Source organism: Brevibacillus composti (assembly GCF_016406105.1).
Classification (GTDB): Bacteria; Bacillota; Bacilli; order Brevibacillales; family Brevibacillaceae; genus Brevibacillus; species Brevibacillus composti.
Genome location: NZ_CP066308.1, coordinates 3,797,697 through 3,814,527, shown reverse-complemented (window position 1 = coordinate 3,814,527; position 16,831 = coordinate 3,797,697). Strand labels below are relative to the sequence as shown.

The following is a 16,831-nucleotide window of genomic DNA, read 5'->3' as shown; positions in this document are numbered from 1 at the left end:
GTGGGAGTCTCAAACCCGGAACATATATTCGTAGAATAGAGGGGAAGTTGGTGTGCGGACGTGAAAAGAAAACTGACGATTGCGGAAATCCTGGAGCAGTTCCGCCAGGACGAACGCTACTCCCAAAATATCGTGCACTGGACGACGATTCCTCCGCGGGAGGCGGTGACCGTGCCATTTCCCGCCGGGCTGGACACGCGCATCCGGGAGACGCTGATCAAGCGGGGGATACCGGCGCTCTATACGCACCAGGAGACGGCCTTTCGCCATGCCAGAGAAGGCCGGCATATCGTGGCGGTGACCCCGACGGCATCGGGAAAAAGCATGTGCTACCATCTGCCTGTCCTGCAGACGCTGACGGAGGACCCCGATGCCCGCGCCCTCTACCTGTTTCCGACGAAAGCGCTGGCCCAGGACCAAAAAAGCGAGCTGCATGAGCTGATCGGAGAGATGGGGCTGTCGATCAAGTCGGACACGTATGACGGGGATACCCCGGCGCAAATCCGGCAGACGATCCGCCAGGCGGGACATATTGTCATTACCAATCCCGACATGCTGCATTCGGCGATCCTGCCGCATCACACCAAGTGGGTCTCTTTTTTTGAGCATTTGAAATACGTCGTCATCGACGAGCTGCATACATACCGCGGCGTCTTCGGCAGCCACGTGGCCAATGTGATACGCCGCCTGAAGCGCATCTGCGCCTTTTACGGCAGCCGGCCGCAATTTATTTGCACGTCGGCGACGATCGCCAATCCGCGGGAGCTGGCTGAGAATCTGGTCGAGGAGCCGGTCGTGCTGGTGGACAACAACGGCGCTCCCACGGGGAAAAAGCATTTCCTGTTCTACAATCCTCCCGTCGTAAACAAGCAGCTCAACATCCGGCGCAGCGCGACGCTGGAGGCGCGCGACATCACAGCCGCCTTTTTGACCAACGGGATCCAGACGATTTTGTTCGCCCGCAGCCGGGTCCGGGTCGAAATTCTGCTGAAATACCTGCAGGAGCTGATCAAGCGAAAGCTGGGCGAGAAGACCATTCAGGGCTATCGCGGCGGGTATCTACCCAGTCAGCGGCGGGCGATTGAGCGCGGGCTCAGGCAGGGGGACATCATCGGGGTGGTCAGCACCAATGCGCTGGAGCTCGGGGTCGACATCGGTCAGCTCCAGGTATGCGTGATCACGGGCTATCCGGGCTCGGTGGCGAGCACCTGGCAGCAGGCGGGCCGGGCGGGCAGGCGGCAGGACGAGTCGGTCGTCGTGCTGGTCGGCAGCTCCACGCCGCTGGATCAATACGTCATCCAGCACCCGGAGTACTTCTTTGAGCGCAGCCCGGAAACAGCGCGGATCAATCCGGACAATCTGATCATCCTCGTCGACCACATTAAATGCGCGGCCTACGAGCTGCCCTTTTCCAAGGGAGACCGCTTTGGGCGCGCGGAGATCATGGAAATTCTCGAATTTTTGACGGAAGAACAAATCTTGCATCACGCCAAGGGGAAATGGTTCTGGATGAACGACTCTTTCCCCGCCCACAATATCAGCCTGCGCTCGGCCTCGCAGGAGAACGTGGTGATTATCGACATCTCCGAGCGGGGCAATGAAAAAGTGATCGGGGAGATGGACCGCTTCAGCTCGATGACGCTCTTGCATGAGGAGGCGATCTACCTGCATCAGGGGACGCAGTATCAGGTGGAGAAGCTGGATTACGAGGAAAAGAAGGCGTATGTGCGCGAGGTGCAGGTGGACTACTACACTGACGCCAATCTGGCTGTCCAGCTGAAGGTGCTGGAGGAAGACCAGACGAGGCGGCTGCCGGAGATGGAATTCGCCTACGGCGAGGTGACGGTGAATGCCATGGCGACGATCTTCAAGAAGATCAAGTTCGAGACGCATGAAAACATCGGCTCCGGTCCGATCCACCTGCCGGAGGAGGAGCTGCATACCAATGCAGCCTGGCTCAGCTTTTCGGAGTCGATCCTGGAGACCGTGGGCAAAAGCGAGGTGGAACGCGGTCTGGTGGGGCTGGCGCATGTCCTCCAGCACGTCGCGCCGCTGTTCGTGATGTGCGACCGGATGGACCTGCACGTCATTCCCCAGCGGAAAGCCATCCACTCGGGAGCGCCGACGATCTTCCTCTACGACCGCTATCCCGGCGGCATCGGCCTGTCCGAGCAGGTGTACAAGGAGATGGATACCATCCTTTTCCGGGCAGAGGAGTTGATCCTCTCCTGCCCGTGCGAGAGCGGTTGTCCGTCCTGCGTCGGGGCGGCGGAGGAAGGCGGCAAGGAGCTGGCCCTGTCGCTTTTGCGGGTAGCGCAGGGAGGAAGCCTGCATGTCTCTTAAGAGCAAGCTAAATCGGTTCAAGGGGCATTTGACCCGGGAAGCCCAGAATCCGCCCCCGTCGTCCGGAGATGGTGCGGCTGCTGTCCGGGAGGCGCCGGCGGATGGGGTCGCGGAGGCTGAGGCTCCAATCGCACCCATGGCTCCGGCGGCACCGGAGGAAGTGCTTGCGGCGGCACATGCAGCTCCGGCGGCTCCGGCCGACGGGCCGGCGGCCGCATCGGCAGCCATCCCCTTCCTGCAAAAATGGCTGGACCTTAGCGCCCGGCCCTATGTCTGGGAGGATGAATACGTGATGGTGCGGGAGCTGCGCTACCCTGCCAGCCAGCGGCACGGGCGGTACGCTTTCTCTGCACTTCACGAGACGATGGCGGCGTGGGAGCAGGCCGGATTGCAGCACCCTTTGTCGGCGGCGGGGAAGCAGGCGGAGGATCTCTTGTTTTTTGACACGGAGACGACCGGCCTTCACGGCGGGGCGGGCAATACCGTCTTTTTGCTGGGACACAGCCGCTTTGAGGGGGATGAGGTGGTCGTCCGCCAGCATTTTTTGGCCGCTCCGCATGCCGAGGCGGCGCTGTACCACTCCTTTTTGCAAGATTCGCGGACGGCGACCGATCTGGTCACGTACAATGGCAAGTCCTTCGACTGGCCGCAGGTGAAGACGAGACATACGCTGCTGCGCGATTTGGTCCCCAGGCTGCCGAGCTTTGGCCATTATGATCTCTTGCACGGCGCCCGGCGGCTTTGGCGGGAGGATCTGGAGTCCTGCCGCCTCTCGCTGATTGAGCGGGAGAAGCTGGGGGTCGTGCGGGAGGATGACGTGCCGGGACACCTGGCGCCGATTCGCTACTTTGACTTTTTGACGGACCAGGACCCGGATACGGTGGCGGGTGTGCTGCGCCACAACGAGATTGACGTCCTGTCTCTGATCACGCTCTACATCCATCTCTCCGCCCTGCTCCTGGCCCGCGAGCAGGCAGAGGGGAGCGGCGAGGAGCGTTACAAGGTCGGACAGTGGTATGAAGCATTGGGCGATCTGGAGCGGGCGATGGAGGCGTACCGGCAGGCCGCCGATCGTGCTCCTGAGCTGCATCACAAGGCAAAGATCGCGATGGGGCGCTGCTACAAGAAGCGGAAGGAATGGCGGCAAGCGCTCCAGCTCTGGGAGGAGGTCAGCCAGTCGGGCACTCCGCTTTCGGAAGAGATCCTGACCGAGATGGCCAAACTGTACGAACACCAGGTGAAAGACTTCGAACGGGCTCTGTTCTGTGCGGAGCGCGCCTACGAGCGGTGGAGGCAGAAAGCGGCACTGCTCCGCCGCCGTTCGAAAACGGAGGAAGCCGCCTACCGGAAGCGGCTGGAGCGATTGGCGCAGAAAGCGGCGCAAGGGACGGCTGATCAGGCGGAATACGGCCCGGGCTTGGTGTAAAGAAGGACAGGGAGATGGGAAAGGACAAAGATCGTGCGCTGTTGGTTTCGATCCAATCCAAAAACCCGCGGGACAAATCTCGCGGGTTAATTTATGATCGGGCAACTTTTTGGCGGCCGTCTACGCCTGCGGCGCGGGTTTGCCGTACTTTTCCCGATATTCACGGGCCAGGATGCTCATCAGGATAGAGTCGTGGTATTCGTGGTTGTAATAGAGGGCTTCGCGCTGCACGCCTTCCTGGGTGAAGCCGACTTTTTCGTATGCGCGGATCGCCTGCGCATTGTAGGAAAAGACGTTCAGCTCGATCCGATGCAGATTCAAGATGCCGAAGCCGTAGTCCAGGAGCAGCCGCATGGCTTCGCTGCCCAGCCCATTGCTCTGATGCTGCGGCTGCGGAATGGCGATGCGAATATTGCAGTTGCGGTTTGTTTGGTCAATCGACTGCAGGGCGATATCGCCGATTACTTCATCGTTATCGCGCAGGGCGATCAGCAGCAAGAGGCTGGAGGAATCCTTGGACTTGCCGTCGAGGTAGCGGTGAATTTGCTCGCGGGTGAAGCTGTTCTGCGTGCCGGTCAGGCGGCGGGCTTGCGGATGGAAAAGCATGGAAAAGTACAGGTCGGTATCGGCCAGTTCGACGGGGCGGAGGTAGACGCGTTCGCCCCCCAGGAATCGGACGGGTTTGTTTTCGAATGTTTGCATGATGGAATGCCTCCTTTAGATAGGCTTACTATAGCGGAAAAGTGTATACTCAAAAATAGGCAGATTTGAGAAAAAGAAAAGGACAGATGGAGGCAAGAGAGATGCTGTTCACCCCACAGATCGACGAAACGAGCCGGAAGCCTCACTATCTCCAAATCTACGAGCAAATCAAGCGGCAGATCATCGCGGGCAGTCTCTCGGAGCATGATAAGCTGCCGTCTGTTCGAAAGCTGGCAGATGCCCTCGGATTAAGCACGACGCCGGTAGAGACGGCGTACCAGCAGCTCATCGCCGAAGGCTTTATCAGCAGCCGCCCCAAAAGCGGCTACTATGTCCAGCCCATGTCCGATCTCCACCTCCACCGGGATCAGGAACCGGAAAACAAGATCGCCGTCGAGCGTCTCCCGCATCGGGACACTTCGCCGTACCCGTATGATTTTCACCTTTCCAAAAACGACTTTTCCCAGTTTCCCTTTGCCTTATGGCGGCGGCTGTTCAACCGCGTCCTGACTGCAGAGAATCAGGAGATGCTCTTTTACGGAGATCCGCAGGGGGAGCCGGGTCTCAAGCAGGAGCTGGCCCGCTATCTCTTGCAGCTGCGCGGCGTGGTTTGCTCGCCGGAACAGATCGTCATCGGAGCGGATCAGCACGGGCTTCTGTCCCTGCTCGCGCAGATGCTGAAAGGGGACGTGCAGCGGGCAGGCGTAGAAAATCCCGGCTATCCCCTGCTGCCCTCCACGTTTCGGCAAAACGGCTATGAGGTGGTGCCGATTCCGCTGGAAGAGGATGGCCTAGATGTAGGAGAGGTAGAGCAAAGCGGGGTGCAGCTAGTCTCGGTCTCGCCCTCGCACCAATACCCGCTCGGCATGATTATGCCAATCGCCAAAAGACTGCGGCTCCTGGAGTGGGCGCAGCGGACGGGGAGCTACATCATCGAGGACGATTACGACGGCGAGTTCCGCTACCACGGCAGACCCGTGCCCGCGCTCCAAGGGCTGGTCCCGGATGCACGGGTGGTCTATATGGGCGGTTTTTCGCAAGTGCTGGCCCCGGCTCTCTGTGTGTATTACATGGTTTTGCCGGTCGATTTGCTCCCGGTGTATGACCGTCTGCTCCGCGAGCTGCTGCTGGAGCAGTCCGCATCGCCCCTGCACCAGCATACCCTTCAGCTGTTCATGCAGGAGGGGCATTTCGAAAGACATGTGCGCCGGATGCGCAATGTATACCGCAAAAAGCATGACGTCCTCGTGCAGGCCGTACGAAAGCATATGGGCGAGCGGGCGGTGCTGCTGGGAGAAGATGCCGGCTTTCATCTGGTGCTGCGCGTCAGGCATCATCTGGAGGAGCGAGAGCTTTCCCGGATGGCGAGGGGAGCGGGCATCCGGCTCTCATCGACCGCCTACACGTGGATGACCCCCCGGATGGAAGAGGAGGAAAAAGAGTTCATCCTCGGATTTGCGGGAATCGAGCTGGATCGGATCGAGCCGGGCATCGAAGCGCTGACGCGGGTCTGGTGGGGATAGGTAGGCGTTTTACAGAGCGATTGTGAGAAGGAGGAGTATCATGAGTTGGTTCTATCTGTTCCTGGCTATCTTTCTAGAGGTGGCGGGGACCACCTCGATGAAGTTGTCGGAGGGGATGAGCAAACCTATTCCGACGATTGCGATGTTTGTCCTCTATTTTTTCAGTTTTTCGTCCCTGAGTCTGGCGCTGAAACAGCTGGAAGTCGGCACGGCATACGCCATCTGGTCCGGTCTCGGCACGGCAGCCATCGCGCTCATCGGGGTCTATTTGTTCAAGGATTCGTTCAGCCTGCTAAAGGGCGTAGCGATTCTCCTGATCATCCTCGGCTGCGTCCTGCTGAATCTGGACAGCGGCGGCGAGAAGGCAGGAGCCCCGCTGGCCACAAACAGCAGCGAGGCGGGCAATCAGAGTGGCGTCTCTTGACGAGCGGCTCTCCCTAGATCTCGTCCGGCTTCATGTGCTTTTTCACGACCCGAAAGAAACCGACCGCGCACAGCACGATAATCGCGGCCCAGGTGAACAAAAAGCCGATGCCCAGTTCGATATCGGCTCCGGCGAATTCGTTTTGCCGGGCATTTACCAGGATGTAGACGAGCGGGCTGGCGAGGACCAGGTACACGGCAAAGAAGGAAAGCAGCTTTGCCGTCGATTTCTTCTGAATGGTAAGATAAACGAACAGATGGGAGACCAACAACAGGATAAAGGTAACAGCCGTAAGCAGCATCATCGCGATCGGACCTCCTCGTTTTTCTAAGTGGGGGCTGCAATGTCTTCCTGTACTACCATAGTCAAAAAAGGAACGGCAATCAAGAAGGAGAGGAGCGTGAAGGCTTGCAATACGGCAAGGATACGCTGTTGATCGTAAATATGCTGGTCTATGCCGCGATGCTGCTCGCACTTTGCATCATCTGGGTACGCACGCCCAGGGAAAAAGAGCCGCATCTGCCGTGGAAGCTGATCGGCTATGCGTATTTGGCCATGTTTCGTCTTTCCCTGAATCAGTTTCACTTGCCACTCGGGCTGGTGTTCGCCGCGCTTTTGTTGAAGCGGACGACGGTCAACAAACAGGCGAAGCTCCGCGCTGTCTGGCTGGGGGGGATTCTGTTCGCCGCGAGCTTTTTGCCCGTGGCCGACTGGGTGGAAGATGCCCGCTATCCCCGCACCGAGATGGCGACTTACCTGAACCGGGACTTGACGGGAAAAGGGTTCAATCTCCTGTTTGAGCGGGAAGGGAGGAGGTTCTCCTTTCTCACGGAAGATGACGCGGAAGGCAGGGGGATCTACGAGGCGCTTCGTCAGTCTGCCTATGTGGAGGAGAATGATGACCAGAGAGGGAGGGATACCAGGTACAGCATGAATCTGCATCAGGATCACGAGGAAGGGATGGAGCGCTTTCGCCGGCTTGATTTTCGCGTCTCGGCAGACGGCAGCTATCTGACGCTCCGCTATGAACAGCGCTTGTACGCCTTTCGGACCTCGCCGGAATTCCAGCGGCTGTTTCAGCAGATCGTACGGGAGCGGCAGTGAGGCTGTCCCGGTGGCCCTCATCAGGCAGTCCCCCGAGAAAAAAGCGAGCCAGATGAACACTCTGGCTCGCGAGACAAGATATTTTATTCAGCTGCTGCCACGCTAACCAACACCTGGTTCATGCTGCCTTCGTCAGTTTTTCTGGCGTAATCTGTTCGCCATAGGCGATGCGCGAAGAGAGGCAGGCAAAGGAGGGCTTGTTCCAGGTGGGAAGCCCCAGCTCGCGCGAAAGCTGGCGGATTTCTTCCTTAAACAGCCCGGCTTCCTGCAGCGGCGCGCGGACCCCCATCTCCCGGGCGGCACGCGTCCCGGGCCGGTGCTCGCTCATGTCGTCGGCGATCAAGCCGTAAACCACATTTTGATAGCCCTTCTCCTCCATGATCGGCAAGAGATGCTCGAACAAGCTCTTTTTGCAAAAATAGCAGCGGTTCGCGGTATTCTCCGCATAGCCGGGAATCGCCAGCTCCGATGTCTCGATCACCTGATGCGGGACATTCAGCTGCAGCGCCAGCCGTTTGGCCTCCTCCAGCTCTGAGGAAGGATACGTCTCCGAATCAGCAGTCACCGCAAGCACCCGCTCCGGCCCCAATACCTCCACAGCCACCTTCAGCAAAAAGGTGCTGTCCACACCGCCCGAAAACGCAACGACGACGCGATCCAGCCTTCTGATCATCTCCCGAAGCGCTTCCAGCTTTTGCTCGGCGGTCATGGCGTATTTCCTTCGTCTTCATCCACGTACGGAATGGTCAGCGGACCGAGCGGGAGCACCGCTACGCTCATGTTTTCGCCGTACTTCGCTTTCAATTCCGCCAGCGTCTTCTCGATGTCGCGGGTCGGGATCAGCTTGGCCATTCTCACATCTTCGTCGGACAGCGAGGAATAGACATAGACATCCGCCCAGACCTGAATGACGGCCTGCTTCTGCACCTGCCACTGGTCAAAAATCTTGAAGCCGGGGTCGTTGATCATCTCCAGAATCTCCTGCGGCGTCTCTCTCATTTTCAGGATGCTGGCGTAGTTCCCGTGATTGGGAAGGCCGTCTGAGCATTCGGATGCGCAGATGATGGCGCCGCCTTTTTTGACGATCTTATGGGCCGCACTCATGCCTTTGACCGCTTGATACAGATTCTGATCCAGCGGATAGCCTGAATTGGAGGTGATCACCACGTCAAAACGGTGATCGCAGCGGATCATCGCATGCTCCTTGGCATAGGCGCATCCCCGGTCATGGGCTTCGTACAGTTCGCCGGCAAATACGGCGGTGATTTCCTTTTCCCGGTTCAAGGTGACATTGAGCATAAAGTCCGGTTTGCACATGGCGTTGATCTCCCGCGTCATGTCCTGGACGGGGTTGCCCACCATATTGCCCCAGGTGGAGAGCGGATCGCCGATCATCCGTGCATTGTGAAAGGTCTGGATCGTCTCGATTCCCGCGATGCCCGGCATGATGCCTTTGGGCCCGCCGGAGAATCCGGCGAAAAAGTGCGGCTCGATAAAGCCGGTGACTATCTTGAAATCAGCCTCCACATACTCCTTGTTCAGATAGACATCGCAGCCGAAGCGGCTCTCGCCCACTTTGACCAGCTCGTCTTTTTCGTGGCAGTGGTGGTTGATGACGCGGATATTGTCCACGACCCACTCGCCCAGCATCTGGATAAACTCTTCGCGCGTCTGGTCGCGATGGGTGCCGGTGCCGTTGATCACCACGAAGTTTTCCAAAGGAACGTGAGAGAGCTCCTGGATCAGCCAGGGGACCAGCTTGTGGTTGGGCGTGGGCCGGGTAATGTCGCTGATGACGATCGCCACTTTGTCCTCTTGGCGCACCAGTTCGCGCAGGGGAGCGCAGCCGATCGGATTGCGCAGGGCCTCCCGTACCGCCTCTTCATCATTTGCCAGTCCAGGCAGGTTCTTCGGCTCCAGAATCACGGAGTCGTCTGGCACTTCTATTTCCAAACCGTGTTTACCGTACAGCAATGTCGTTTTCATGATTCTCTCCTTTTCATCCAAAGACTTTGGACTTGTGCATGGTTGTCTGGCAGCTGAAGAAATATCCCTGCCCCTGACGGCGTGTCAGGGGCATATGGGCAGGGTCTTTTAGCGATTTACGGCAGCATGGGCAGGATTGTCCATTTCGTGGGACTCCAGTCTGCCGTTGATGCCGCGTTTCTTTTGCCAGTTGTCGATCATAATGACGGCGATCGGGCAGAGGATGGCGGTCGTCAGCGTAGAGATGGAGATCTGCGCTGTCGCAATATTCACCATGTCTTGGTAAGCTTGCGCATCGGCAGCGGACATCATGCCGGAGCCGGCCGCTACGGTTGCCGCTGCAGCGATGGCAGCCGGTGTCCCTACGGCGTTTCCGGCGGTAGAGGCTTCCGCCACCGGAGCGATGTGGCTCTTTTCACGGAAGAGCTTGAACACGAGCATCCCTGTGCCGCCCGTCAGGATGGTGGTCATGAAGCCGAGAGCCAGTCCGCCCAGCAGCACCTCCGGCTTGAGGAAGGTCGCGAAGTTCATCCCCGCGCCGAGAGAAAAAGCGAAGAACGGGACGGGAAGCAGTTCCCCCGCTTTTAAGAAATCGCGAATTTCCGGGTCCAGATTGCCCAAGATCATGCCGATCCCGATTGGCAAGAGTACCGCGATAAAGGCGATGACCGGGAAGTTTGCCCCGAGCATCCCGAGTGCCATCAGCGTAAAGAAAGGACCGTCGTTCAGCGAGAGCACTGCCACCGCACCGACGTCCGAGCGGTTGCCGTACTGGGAGGTGAGGGCCGCGTACATGCCGCCGTTTCCATTGGTCATCGCCGCGATGATCGCCATGGCAGAGAGGCCGAGGAAGCCGTTCATCATGTCACCGGACAGCTTGCCCCACATAAAGCCGACGATCACGCCCGTGAAGTATTTGCTCGCGGTCAGCAGGACGCCTTTTTTCAGGGCTGTTCCGCCTACGCGGAGATTCATCTGGCTTCCACAGCAGAACAGGAAGAGGGCAATCAAGATAATCGAACTGTTTTTAAAGAGTGCTTCGGAGAATCCGCCAATCCGCAAAAACTCATAATGGCCATCACTGGTGGCAGCGACGCCGAGAGACTTCAGAAAACTCATGATAAAGGGTAGATGCATTTGGTCAATCGTGTTCAGCAGAGCACCCAGGAGCAGAGGAACAACCATGAGTCCGCCTGGAACCTTTTCGATCGTGCGTTTGATTTGCATGAAAAAACCCCCTTATACGATTATCTTTGATTGGTGGGACGTGCCAGATACGTGCGAAGCACTTGCTCCGCTGTTTGAGCCAGCAGCTCCGGGGCCCGTTTCATCGCTTCCTCCAGTGTCATCGGCGCATTGATAATGCTATGAATGCTATGAATTCCGTACTGATAAAGCGTATCGATGCCGCGACCGATGGATCCGGCCAGAACGAAAACCGGAACGCCTCGTTGCTGGGCTTCTTGCGCTACTCCCATCGGAGTTTTGCCAGAGGCTGTTTGAAAATCAATCTGTCCTTCCCCGGTGAAGACGAGATCGGCATTCTCCAGATGCTTGCCTAGCTGGGTGTACTCCATCACGATGTCGATGCCCCGTCTCATATGGGAGGGGAAAAACGCTTGAAAGGCACCGCCAATTCCGCCTGCCGCTCCTGCGCCTGCCAGCTCGTGCAGCCGGATGCCCGTCTTGGCTTCGACCAGGTCGGCCCATTTGGAAAGGGAGCGGTCCAGCCGGTCCGCGATCTCCGGCGTGGCCCCTTTTTGCGGCCCGAACACATGAGAAGCGCCGTGCGGTCCGACGAGCGGATTTTGCACATCCGAAGCGATCAAAAACTCCGCTTCGCGAATCCGGGCATCAAACGCGCTGTCGTCGATGGACACGATGTTTTCGACAGCCGCGCCGCCAAAGCTGACGGATTCTCCCCGGGCGTCTAGCAGCTTCATGCCGAGGGCCTGCAGCATGCCGATGCCGCCGTCATTGGTAGCGCTTCCACCGATGCCGAGGATAAATCTGCGGCAACCGTCGTCCAGCGCTTGTCTGATCAGTTCGCCCGTACCATACGTCGTCGTGATCAGAGGATCTCTCTTTTCGCTTGGAACCAGACACAAGCCCGATGCGCTGGCCATTTCAATCACACAGGTGACTTGATCTCCGAGAATGCCGTAAGCGGCCTGGACCGGCGTGTGCAGCGGACCGGTTACGGTGACGTTCACCTGGCGTCCCCGGGTGGCGGCGACCAGGCTGTCCATCGTTCCTTCTCCGCCGTCGGCGACGGGCACGAGGACCGTCTGGGCATCAGGCAGGACCTTTTTGACGCCGGCTTCGATGGCAGTGGCAACGTCAATGGCAGACAGGCTTCCTTTAAAAGAATCGGGTGCGATCACAACCTTCACTCTGACATTCCACTCCTAACGTTAAGCGCTTTCAAAACTTTTTTTCATTATAAAGAGGGAAGCGGACGGAAAGCATCGGTTACCATCCATAAAAAACGGGTAGAAATATTCGCGCAATTTTGTTTATCATAGATAAACGACCGGAAATACTGAGGATAGAAAGGCAAGATGACAGGATGCTTACCGCGAAAATGGCAAGGCAAATTGTACGCGAGACCATGAACCGTTTGAATCGAAATATCAATATCATGGATCACACCGGGACGATCATCGCGTCCGGAGACCTGTCGCGCGTCGGAGAAATTCACGAAGGAGCGGCGGATGTCATTCGCTCGGGCCAACTGCTGATGATCACCCGGGATAACCAGCATCTCTATAAAGGGGCACGACCGGGGATCAATCTGCCCATCGTCTTTCAGGAAAAAATGATCGGCGTGATTGGGATTACCGGGGAGCCGGAGGAGATAAGGGAGTTCGGCGAGCTGGTCAAAATGATCACGGAGATGATGATCAACCAGTCTTTTTTGGCCTCCCAGATCGAGTGGAAACAGCGGATGAAAGAAATGGTCTTCGAGGAGCTGATCGGACGGGAGCCCAATGTCGAATCGGCAGAGCAGCGGCTGAACCTATTGAAAATCAAGCTGCGGGCACCCTATCAGGTCTCGCTGATCGAACTGCGCGAGCTGCCCATGCAAGCGCAGGAGCTGATCCAAAAAGTAGAGGAGCTGCTGAATGAAATGCAGCTGCTGGTCGGATTCCGCAGCGTCAACCGCTTGTTCATCCTCACTTCCGGCCTCGAGGAGCAAGCCGTCCGGAGAAAGCTGGAGGAGATCCAGGGATTTTTGCGGCAAAAGGAGATCGGCTTTAAAATCGGCCTGGGCTCCCAGGTGATGGAGACGAGCAAGATCGCGGCATCCCATGAGGAAGCGAAGCTGGCTTTGCTGCTCGGGGACCCTGGGCGAGGCCTGATCTCCTATCTCGATGTGGAGACCAAGGCGCTGATCAACCGCATCGACCCGCAAGTCAAACAGAAATTTGTCAACCGGGTATTTGCGGGAACACCGCACACCTCGATTGAGACGCTGGAAGCGTTTTTTGCCTGCAATCTGAACATCGGGGAAGCGGCAAAACAACTGTTTATTCACCGCAATACGCTGATTTACCGGCTGGGGAAAATCAAGGAGCGGACAGGCTACGATCCGCAGGTTTTTCACGATGCGGTGTCGCTTCAGTTGGCGGTATGGATGTATCAGAATCTGGAGAGAGAGGATGGCATTCTCGACTGAACCCATCCCAAGCTGGACAGAATGATAGAAGCAAAAACAGAGGAGACCGGCTGCCTGATGCCGGTCTCCTCTTCTTGTGCGCCCAGCATGGGCGATCATCTATAGGGTGAAAGTCCCGAACGGGGGCTGGCGAGCGCCTACCGTTAGCCAAGAGCAAGGGTGTCCATCGTGAGGTGGAATCTGAAGGAAGCTGGAGGCAAATGCTCGACCCAAGGTACACGAACCCAATTTGAGGCTAGGGTAGTCGGATGAGCCTGCAAGACAAGGCGAAGTCCTAAGCCGCCAAGGACTACTCTAGTAAACTTGGGTGGGTACATGAGCGGAAAGATGACGTTCTTACCTGGGGAGGCCTGTACGAACGCCATCTGACGATGGTAACCGGAGCCGTGAGGCTCCGCTGAACGTACAGGAGTCAGCAGAGGCCGTAGTACGCGAGTACGGGACGCCGGAAAGCGGAAGGGCTGAACGCCAACTCAAGGACGAACCAGAATCTTTCGAGACATTCGATGTGTAGAAAGCAGAATTCCGAAAGGAACTCCTTCGGGAAAGTAGGGGTGAAGCCCCGAGGTTACCGGAGAGGGCAGAGCATCGACCGGCAAGACCTGAGTCTCGTCCTGCGAAGGGAGAAGTATCGAGTGGAATTGTTGGAGCAAATCCTGGAACGGAAGAATCTCTTGGAAGCCCTAAAGAAAGTGGAGTCCAACGGTGGGGCGGCAGGCATTGATGGGGTTTCAACCGAACACCTCCGAGCCTATGTCGTCGAACACTGGGAAAAGATTCGCCAGCAACTGCTGGACGGCACCTATAAGCCTGCTCCTGTCCGAAGGGTCGAAATCCCGAAACCCGACGGAGGAGTCAGGCTATTAGGTATACCTACCGCACTGGATCGTATGCTCCAACAAGCCATTCTCCAAGTATTGACACCGATCTTCGATCCGGGGTTCTCGCCAAATAGCTTTGGCTTCCGGCCGGGAAAACGGGGACACGATGCGGTGCGTCAAGCGCAAAGATTTATCCGTGAAGGATACCGAATCGTAGTGGACATCGATCTGGAGAAATTCTTTGATCGTGTGAACCACGACATCCTCATGAGCCGCGTTGCGAGGAAAGTGAAGGACAAGAGGGTTCTGAAACTGATTCGCAAATACCTGAAGTCAGGCGTAATGGCAGGAGGGATTGTGAGCCACACAGAGGAAGGCACTCCTCAGGGCGGCCCGCTTAGTCCATTACTGTCCAACATTATGTTGGATGACCTGGATAAGGAATTGGAGCGTAGAGGACTGCACTTCAGCCGTTTTGCGGATGACTGTAACATCTACGTGAAAACAAAACGTGCCGGAGAACGGGTAAAAGCTAGTATCGAGCGATACTTGGAGGGGAAATTAAAACTCAAGGTAAACAAGGAGAAAAGCGCAGTGGAAAGGCCGTGGAAACGCAAGTTTCTGGGATTCAGTTTCACAGCGCAGAAAGAGGCAAGGATTCGTATCTCTCCGAAGTCGCTCAAGCGGGTGAAAGATAAGATTCGGACATTGACCAAACCGACATGGAGTATTTCCATGAAGGAACGGATTCAGCAACTGAATCAATATCTAATGGGGTGGATTGGCTACTACGCACTTATTGAAACCCCAAAACCACTTGCAGAGTTGGAATCATGGCTAAAACGCCGGTTACGGCTCTGTCTATGGCACCAATGGAAACGGGTTCGTACTCGTTACCGCGAACTTCGGAAATTAGGACTGACACATCAACAGGCCTTCGAAATTGCGTCCACGCGCAAAGGCGCGTGGCGCACCTCAATAACTCCCCACTTACACAAAGCCCTTGGGAATGCCTACTGGCAATCCCAAGGACTCAAGAGTGTAACCCAAAGATATTTCGAAATTCGTCAAGGTTGGCGAACCGCCTAGTGCGGAGCCGCATGCTAGGTGGTGTGAGAGGTCGGGGGCTAGCCGCCCCCTCCTACTCGATTGCCTGCATGCCATCATTTTGCAAGGCCGCCTGGCTGATGCTCTTCCCCTTCTGCTGCAAGCTTCGCTATCATTTGCTCACACCACTGGATGTAGAGCCGCTCGTACTCGATCCCGAACTCGATGACCGGCAAGGAGGCGGAATGAGGGGCTGTTTTTTCTGCGGACGCCTGCCGGCTCCGCATCCCGGCCGCCGCTTGCAAGTAGGCGGCGAGCCGCTCTTCATGCTTTTTTTCATGTCCGCGAACTGGGTGATCATCTGCGAAGGGGCGATCAGCCAGGAATTGTATACCTTTAGCAGAAACTCGTCACGGATGGTCTCCAATCCGGCAGGCTCCATCGTCCAGAGGATCAGGGCATCCCGACCGGCTTCCGTTATTTCGTACAGCTTGCGTGCGGGCCGATGGGTATTCTGTTCAATCCCCCGCAGCCTGACGAGTCCTTCCTCTTTATAACTTATAAAAAGAGAGGGGAAAGGGATGGGAACTGCCTGGAACAAGTACATGAGACAGCCGCAGACGATGATTGCGGTGGTTGTGGCCCTTATGGCACAACTCATTTTTTGCACAGTCTGGATGACAGCGTACGATGGGGTATGGGATCGAATCGATCAGCTTCCAATCGCCATTGTAAATGAGGACGGAGCCGCTGGTGAGCGGTTGGAGGAGAATCTGCGTGCCGCTTTGCCGTACAGGGCAGTCTCCGCCTCAAAAGAGCAGGCGCTTCTCCTGCTGGACCAAAGAGCGGTGCACCTCATTGTGACGATACCAGAGGGATACCACCGGGACCTTCCTGCGGCTGGACAGGCAGAAAAGGCTGATCAGGCAAGCAAGCTGCATTACACCATGAATGCGTCCAATCCCCAGATGACCGTAAGCATCATGAAAGCGGGAGTCGAGCAGATGACCGCCCAGTTGTACCGCCAAGCAGCGGCCGACATCGAGATGATTCACCCTGTAAAGGGGATGAACAATCAGATGATACCGATGATGCTGGTTCTCGCCTCCTATGTCGGGGCCATGCTGATGGCGATGAATCTGCATCAGGCGTCGCAGGCGATTGCAGGCTCTCTTGCCAGATGGCAGCATATGGGGGCCGGCACGGCTGTGACCGCCGGTGCAGCGGCATTCATCGCAGCCGTCGGCACAGGGCTTATCGTCGCTTTTGGGGGGCAAATGCAGGGAGGGATCATTTCTTTTGCGCTCTTTCATTTTCTGACGATCCTGACTTTCATGGTTTTTGCCCAGATGTTCGTCGCGTTGTTTGGCATGGCGGGCATGCTCATGAATATGGCCGTGCTGTCTCTGCAGCTCGTGACCTCGGGAACTGTGGTGCCAAGAGAATTGCTCGGCGATGTCTACCAGTGGATCGGCCAGCTTTTGCCTGCCACCTACGCCGTGGAGGGATATATGAATTTGCTTTTTGGCGGGGCGGGTACAGAAAAAGCGGCAGGGGCTCTGGGCGTGATATTGCTGGCTGGCGTGCTTCTCGCTTCGATCGTTCCAAAGGGCAAAAGGCAGGATGAAACGAGAGAAGAAGCAAGACAGCTCGCGTAAAACGCCGTATGTGGCTTTCCTTCTGACGTCAGAAGGGAGCCATTTTTTTCATTTCGGCCAGCTGTAGCTTTTCCGCCGTTTCAAACGTCATAACCCATACAAGTTTTATCAGATCTGT

General features: G+C 57.0%; 14 protein-coding genes and 1 pseudogene. 9 read left to right on the top strand and 6 right to left on the bottom strand.

The window, feature by feature from the left end; translation table 11 throughout:
- Window positions 1-60: 60 nt before the first annotated feature.
- Window positions 61-2,343 carry a DEAD/DEAH box helicase gene (locus JD108_RS19160; RefSeq protein ID WP_198827550.1) on the top strand — a complete coding sequence of 761 codons (2,283 nt, stop codon included), beginning with the start codon at window positions 61-63 and terminating at the stop codon, window positions 2,341-2,343.
- Window positions 2,333-3,769, top strand: coding sequence for a ribonuclease H-like domain-containing protein (locus JD108_RS19155; protein ID WP_198827549.1), 1,437 nt, complete (start codon window positions 2,333-2,335; stop codon window positions 3,767-3,769). Before JD108_RS19160 ends, JD108_RS19155 begins: the two co-directional genes overlap by 11 nt.
- A gap of 120 nt (window positions 3,770-3,889) precedes the next feature.
- Here JD108_RS19155 and JD108_RS19150 read toward each other — a convergent pair whose 3' ends face one another.
- Window positions 3,890-4,471 (bottom strand): GNAT family N-acetyltransferase, encoded by a 582-nt coding sequence (locus tag JD108_RS19150; protein WP_198827548.1) that lies wholly within the window; start codon window positions 4,469-4,471, stop codon window positions 3,890-3,892.
- A gap of 101 nt (window positions 4,472-4,572) precedes the next feature.
- On the opposite strand from JD108_RS19150, the gene pdxR reads away from it, so the two are divergent.
- Window positions 4,573-5,994, top strand: coding sequence for a MocR-like pyridoxine biosynthesis transcription factor PdxR (pdxR, locus tag JD108_RS19145; RefSeq protein ID WP_198827547.1), 1,422 nt, complete (start codon window positions 4,573-4,575; stop codon window positions 5,992-5,994).
- Window positions 5,995-6,034: 40 nt separating this feature from the next.
- Window positions 6,035-6,418, top strand: a complete 384-nt coding sequence (locus JD108_RS19140; RefSeq protein ID WP_198827546.1) for a DMT family transporter — start codon at window positions 6,035-6,037, stop codon at window positions 6,416-6,418.
- Between the two features lie 13 nt (window positions 6,419-6,431).
- Here the strand turns inward: JD108_RS19140 and JD108_RS19135 are convergent, their stop codons facing one another.
- The gene (locus JD108_RS19135; protein WP_198827545.1) at window positions 6,432-6,722 is read right to left on the bottom strand and encodes a hypothetical protein; all 291 of its coding nucleotides are present in this window, start codon (window positions 6,720-6,722) and stop codon (window positions 6,432-6,434) included.
- Between the two features lie 104 nt (window positions 6,723-6,826).
- Here JD108_RS19135 and JD108_RS19130 point away from each other — a divergent pair, with 104 nt between their 5' ends.
- Window positions 6,827-7,522 (top strand): hypothetical protein, encoded by a 696-nt coding sequence (locus JD108_RS19130; RefSeq protein ID WP_198827544.1) that lies wholly within the window; start codon window positions 6,827-6,829, stop codon window positions 7,520-7,522.
- Between the two features lie 127 nt (window positions 7,523-7,649).
- Here the strand turns inward: JD108_RS19130 and larE are convergent.
- From larE to JD108_RS19110, 4 genes and pseudogenes are all read right to left on the bottom strand, one after another.
- Window positions 7,650-8,231, bottom strand: a pseudogene (gene larE, locus JD108_RS19125) (ATP-dependent sacrificial sulfur transferase LarE); the annotation flags it as partial.
- Entirely contained in the window at window positions 8,228-9,508 is a 1,281-nt protein-coding gene (gene larA, locus JD108_RS19120) for a nickel-dependent lactate racemase (RefSeq protein ID WP_198827542.1), read from the bottom strand. The pseudogene larE and the gene larA, both read right to left, overlap by 4 nt.
- 108 nt (window positions 9,509-9,616) lie before the next feature.
- Entirely contained in the window at window positions 9,617-10,735 is a 1,119-nt protein-coding gene (locus JD108_RS19115; RefSeq protein ID WP_198827541.1) for a 2-keto-3-deoxygluconate permease, read from the bottom strand.
- A gap of 20 nt (window positions 10,736-10,755) precedes the next feature.
- Complete coding sequence (locus tag JD108_RS19110) at window positions 10,756-11,901, bottom strand: glycerate kinase (protein ID WP_198827540.1); 1,146 nt, start codon at window positions 11,899-11,901, stop codon at window positions 10,756-10,758.
- A 191-nt stretch (window positions 11,902-12,092) separates the two neighbouring features.
- Between JD108_RS19110 and JD108_RS19105 the strand changes: the two genes are divergently transcribed.
- The 4 genes from JD108_RS19105 to JD108_RS19090 all read left to right on the top strand — a co-directional run bounded on the left by JD108_RS19105 (window position 12,093) and on the right by JD108_RS19090 (window position 16,713).
- Window positions 12,093-13,187 carry a CdaR family transcriptional regulator gene (locus tag JD108_RS19105; RefSeq protein ID WP_198827539.1) on the top strand — a complete coding sequence of 365 codons (1,095 nt, stop codon included), beginning with the start codon at window positions 12,093-12,095 and terminating at the stop codon, window positions 13,185-13,187.
- A gap of 635 nt (window positions 13,188-13,822) precedes the next feature.
- The gene (gene ltrA / locus JD108_RS19100) at window positions 13,823-15,097 is read left to right on the top strand and encodes a group II intron reverse transcriptase/maturase (RefSeq protein ID WP_228728210.1); all 1,275 of its coding nucleotides are present in this window, start codon (window positions 13,823-13,825) and stop codon (window positions 15,095-15,097) included.
- Window positions 15,098-15,120: 23 nt separating this feature from the next.
- On the top strand, window positions 15,121-15,612 hold the full coding sequence (locus JD108_RS22925; RefSeq protein ID WP_228728209.1) for a hypothetical protein: 492 nt from the start codon (window positions 15,121-15,123) through the stop codon (window positions 15,610-15,612).
- A gap of 24 nt (window positions 15,613-15,636) precedes the next feature.
- Window positions 15,637-16,713, top strand: a complete 1,077-nt coding sequence (locus tag JD108_RS19090; protein ID WP_198827537.1) for a YhgE/Pip domain-containing protein — start codon at window positions 15,637-15,639, stop codon at window positions 16,711-16,713.
- Window positions 16,714-16,831: the final 118 nt, after the last annotated feature.

What these genes read in the sequence shown, in the direction of transcription:
- JD108_RS19155 (WP_198827549.1), top strand. Translation starts at nt 2,333, where the DNA reads ATGTCTCTTAAGAGCAAGCTAAATCGGTTCAAGGGGCATTTGACCCGG.
- JD108_RS19150 (WP_198827548.1), bottom strand. Translation starts at nt 4,471, where the DNA reads ATGCAAACATTCGAAAACAAACCCGTCCGATTCCTGGGGGGCGAACGC.
- pdxR (WP_198827547.1), top strand. Translation starts at nt 4,573, where the DNA reads ATGCTGTTCACCCCACAGATCGACGAAACGAGCCGGAAGCCTCACTAT.
- JD108_RS19140 (WP_198827546.1), top strand. Translation starts at nt 6,035, where the DNA reads ATGAGTTGGTTCTATCTGTTCCTGGCTATCTTTCTAGAGGTGGCGGGG.
- JD108_RS19135 (WP_198827545.1), bottom strand. Translation starts at nt 6,722, where the DNA reads ATGATGCTGCTTACGGCTGTTACCTTTATCCTGTTGTTGGTCTCCCAT.
- larA (WP_198827542.1), bottom strand. Translation starts at nt 9,508, where the DNA reads ATGAAAACGACATTGCTGTACGGTAAACACGGTTTGGAAATAGAAGTG.
- JD108_RS19115 (WP_198827541.1), bottom strand. Translation starts at nt 10,735, where the DNA reads ATGCAAATCAAACGCACGATCGAAAAGGTTCCAGGCGGACTCATGGTT.
- JD108_RS19105 (WP_198827539.1), top strand. Translation starts at nt 12,093, where the DNA reads ATGGCAAGGCAAATTGTACGCGAGACCATGAACCGTTTGAATCGAAAT.
- JD108_RS19090 (WP_198827537.1), top strand. Translation starts at nt 15,637, where the DNA reads ATGGGAACTGCCTGGAACAAGTACATGAGACAGCCGCAGACGATGATT.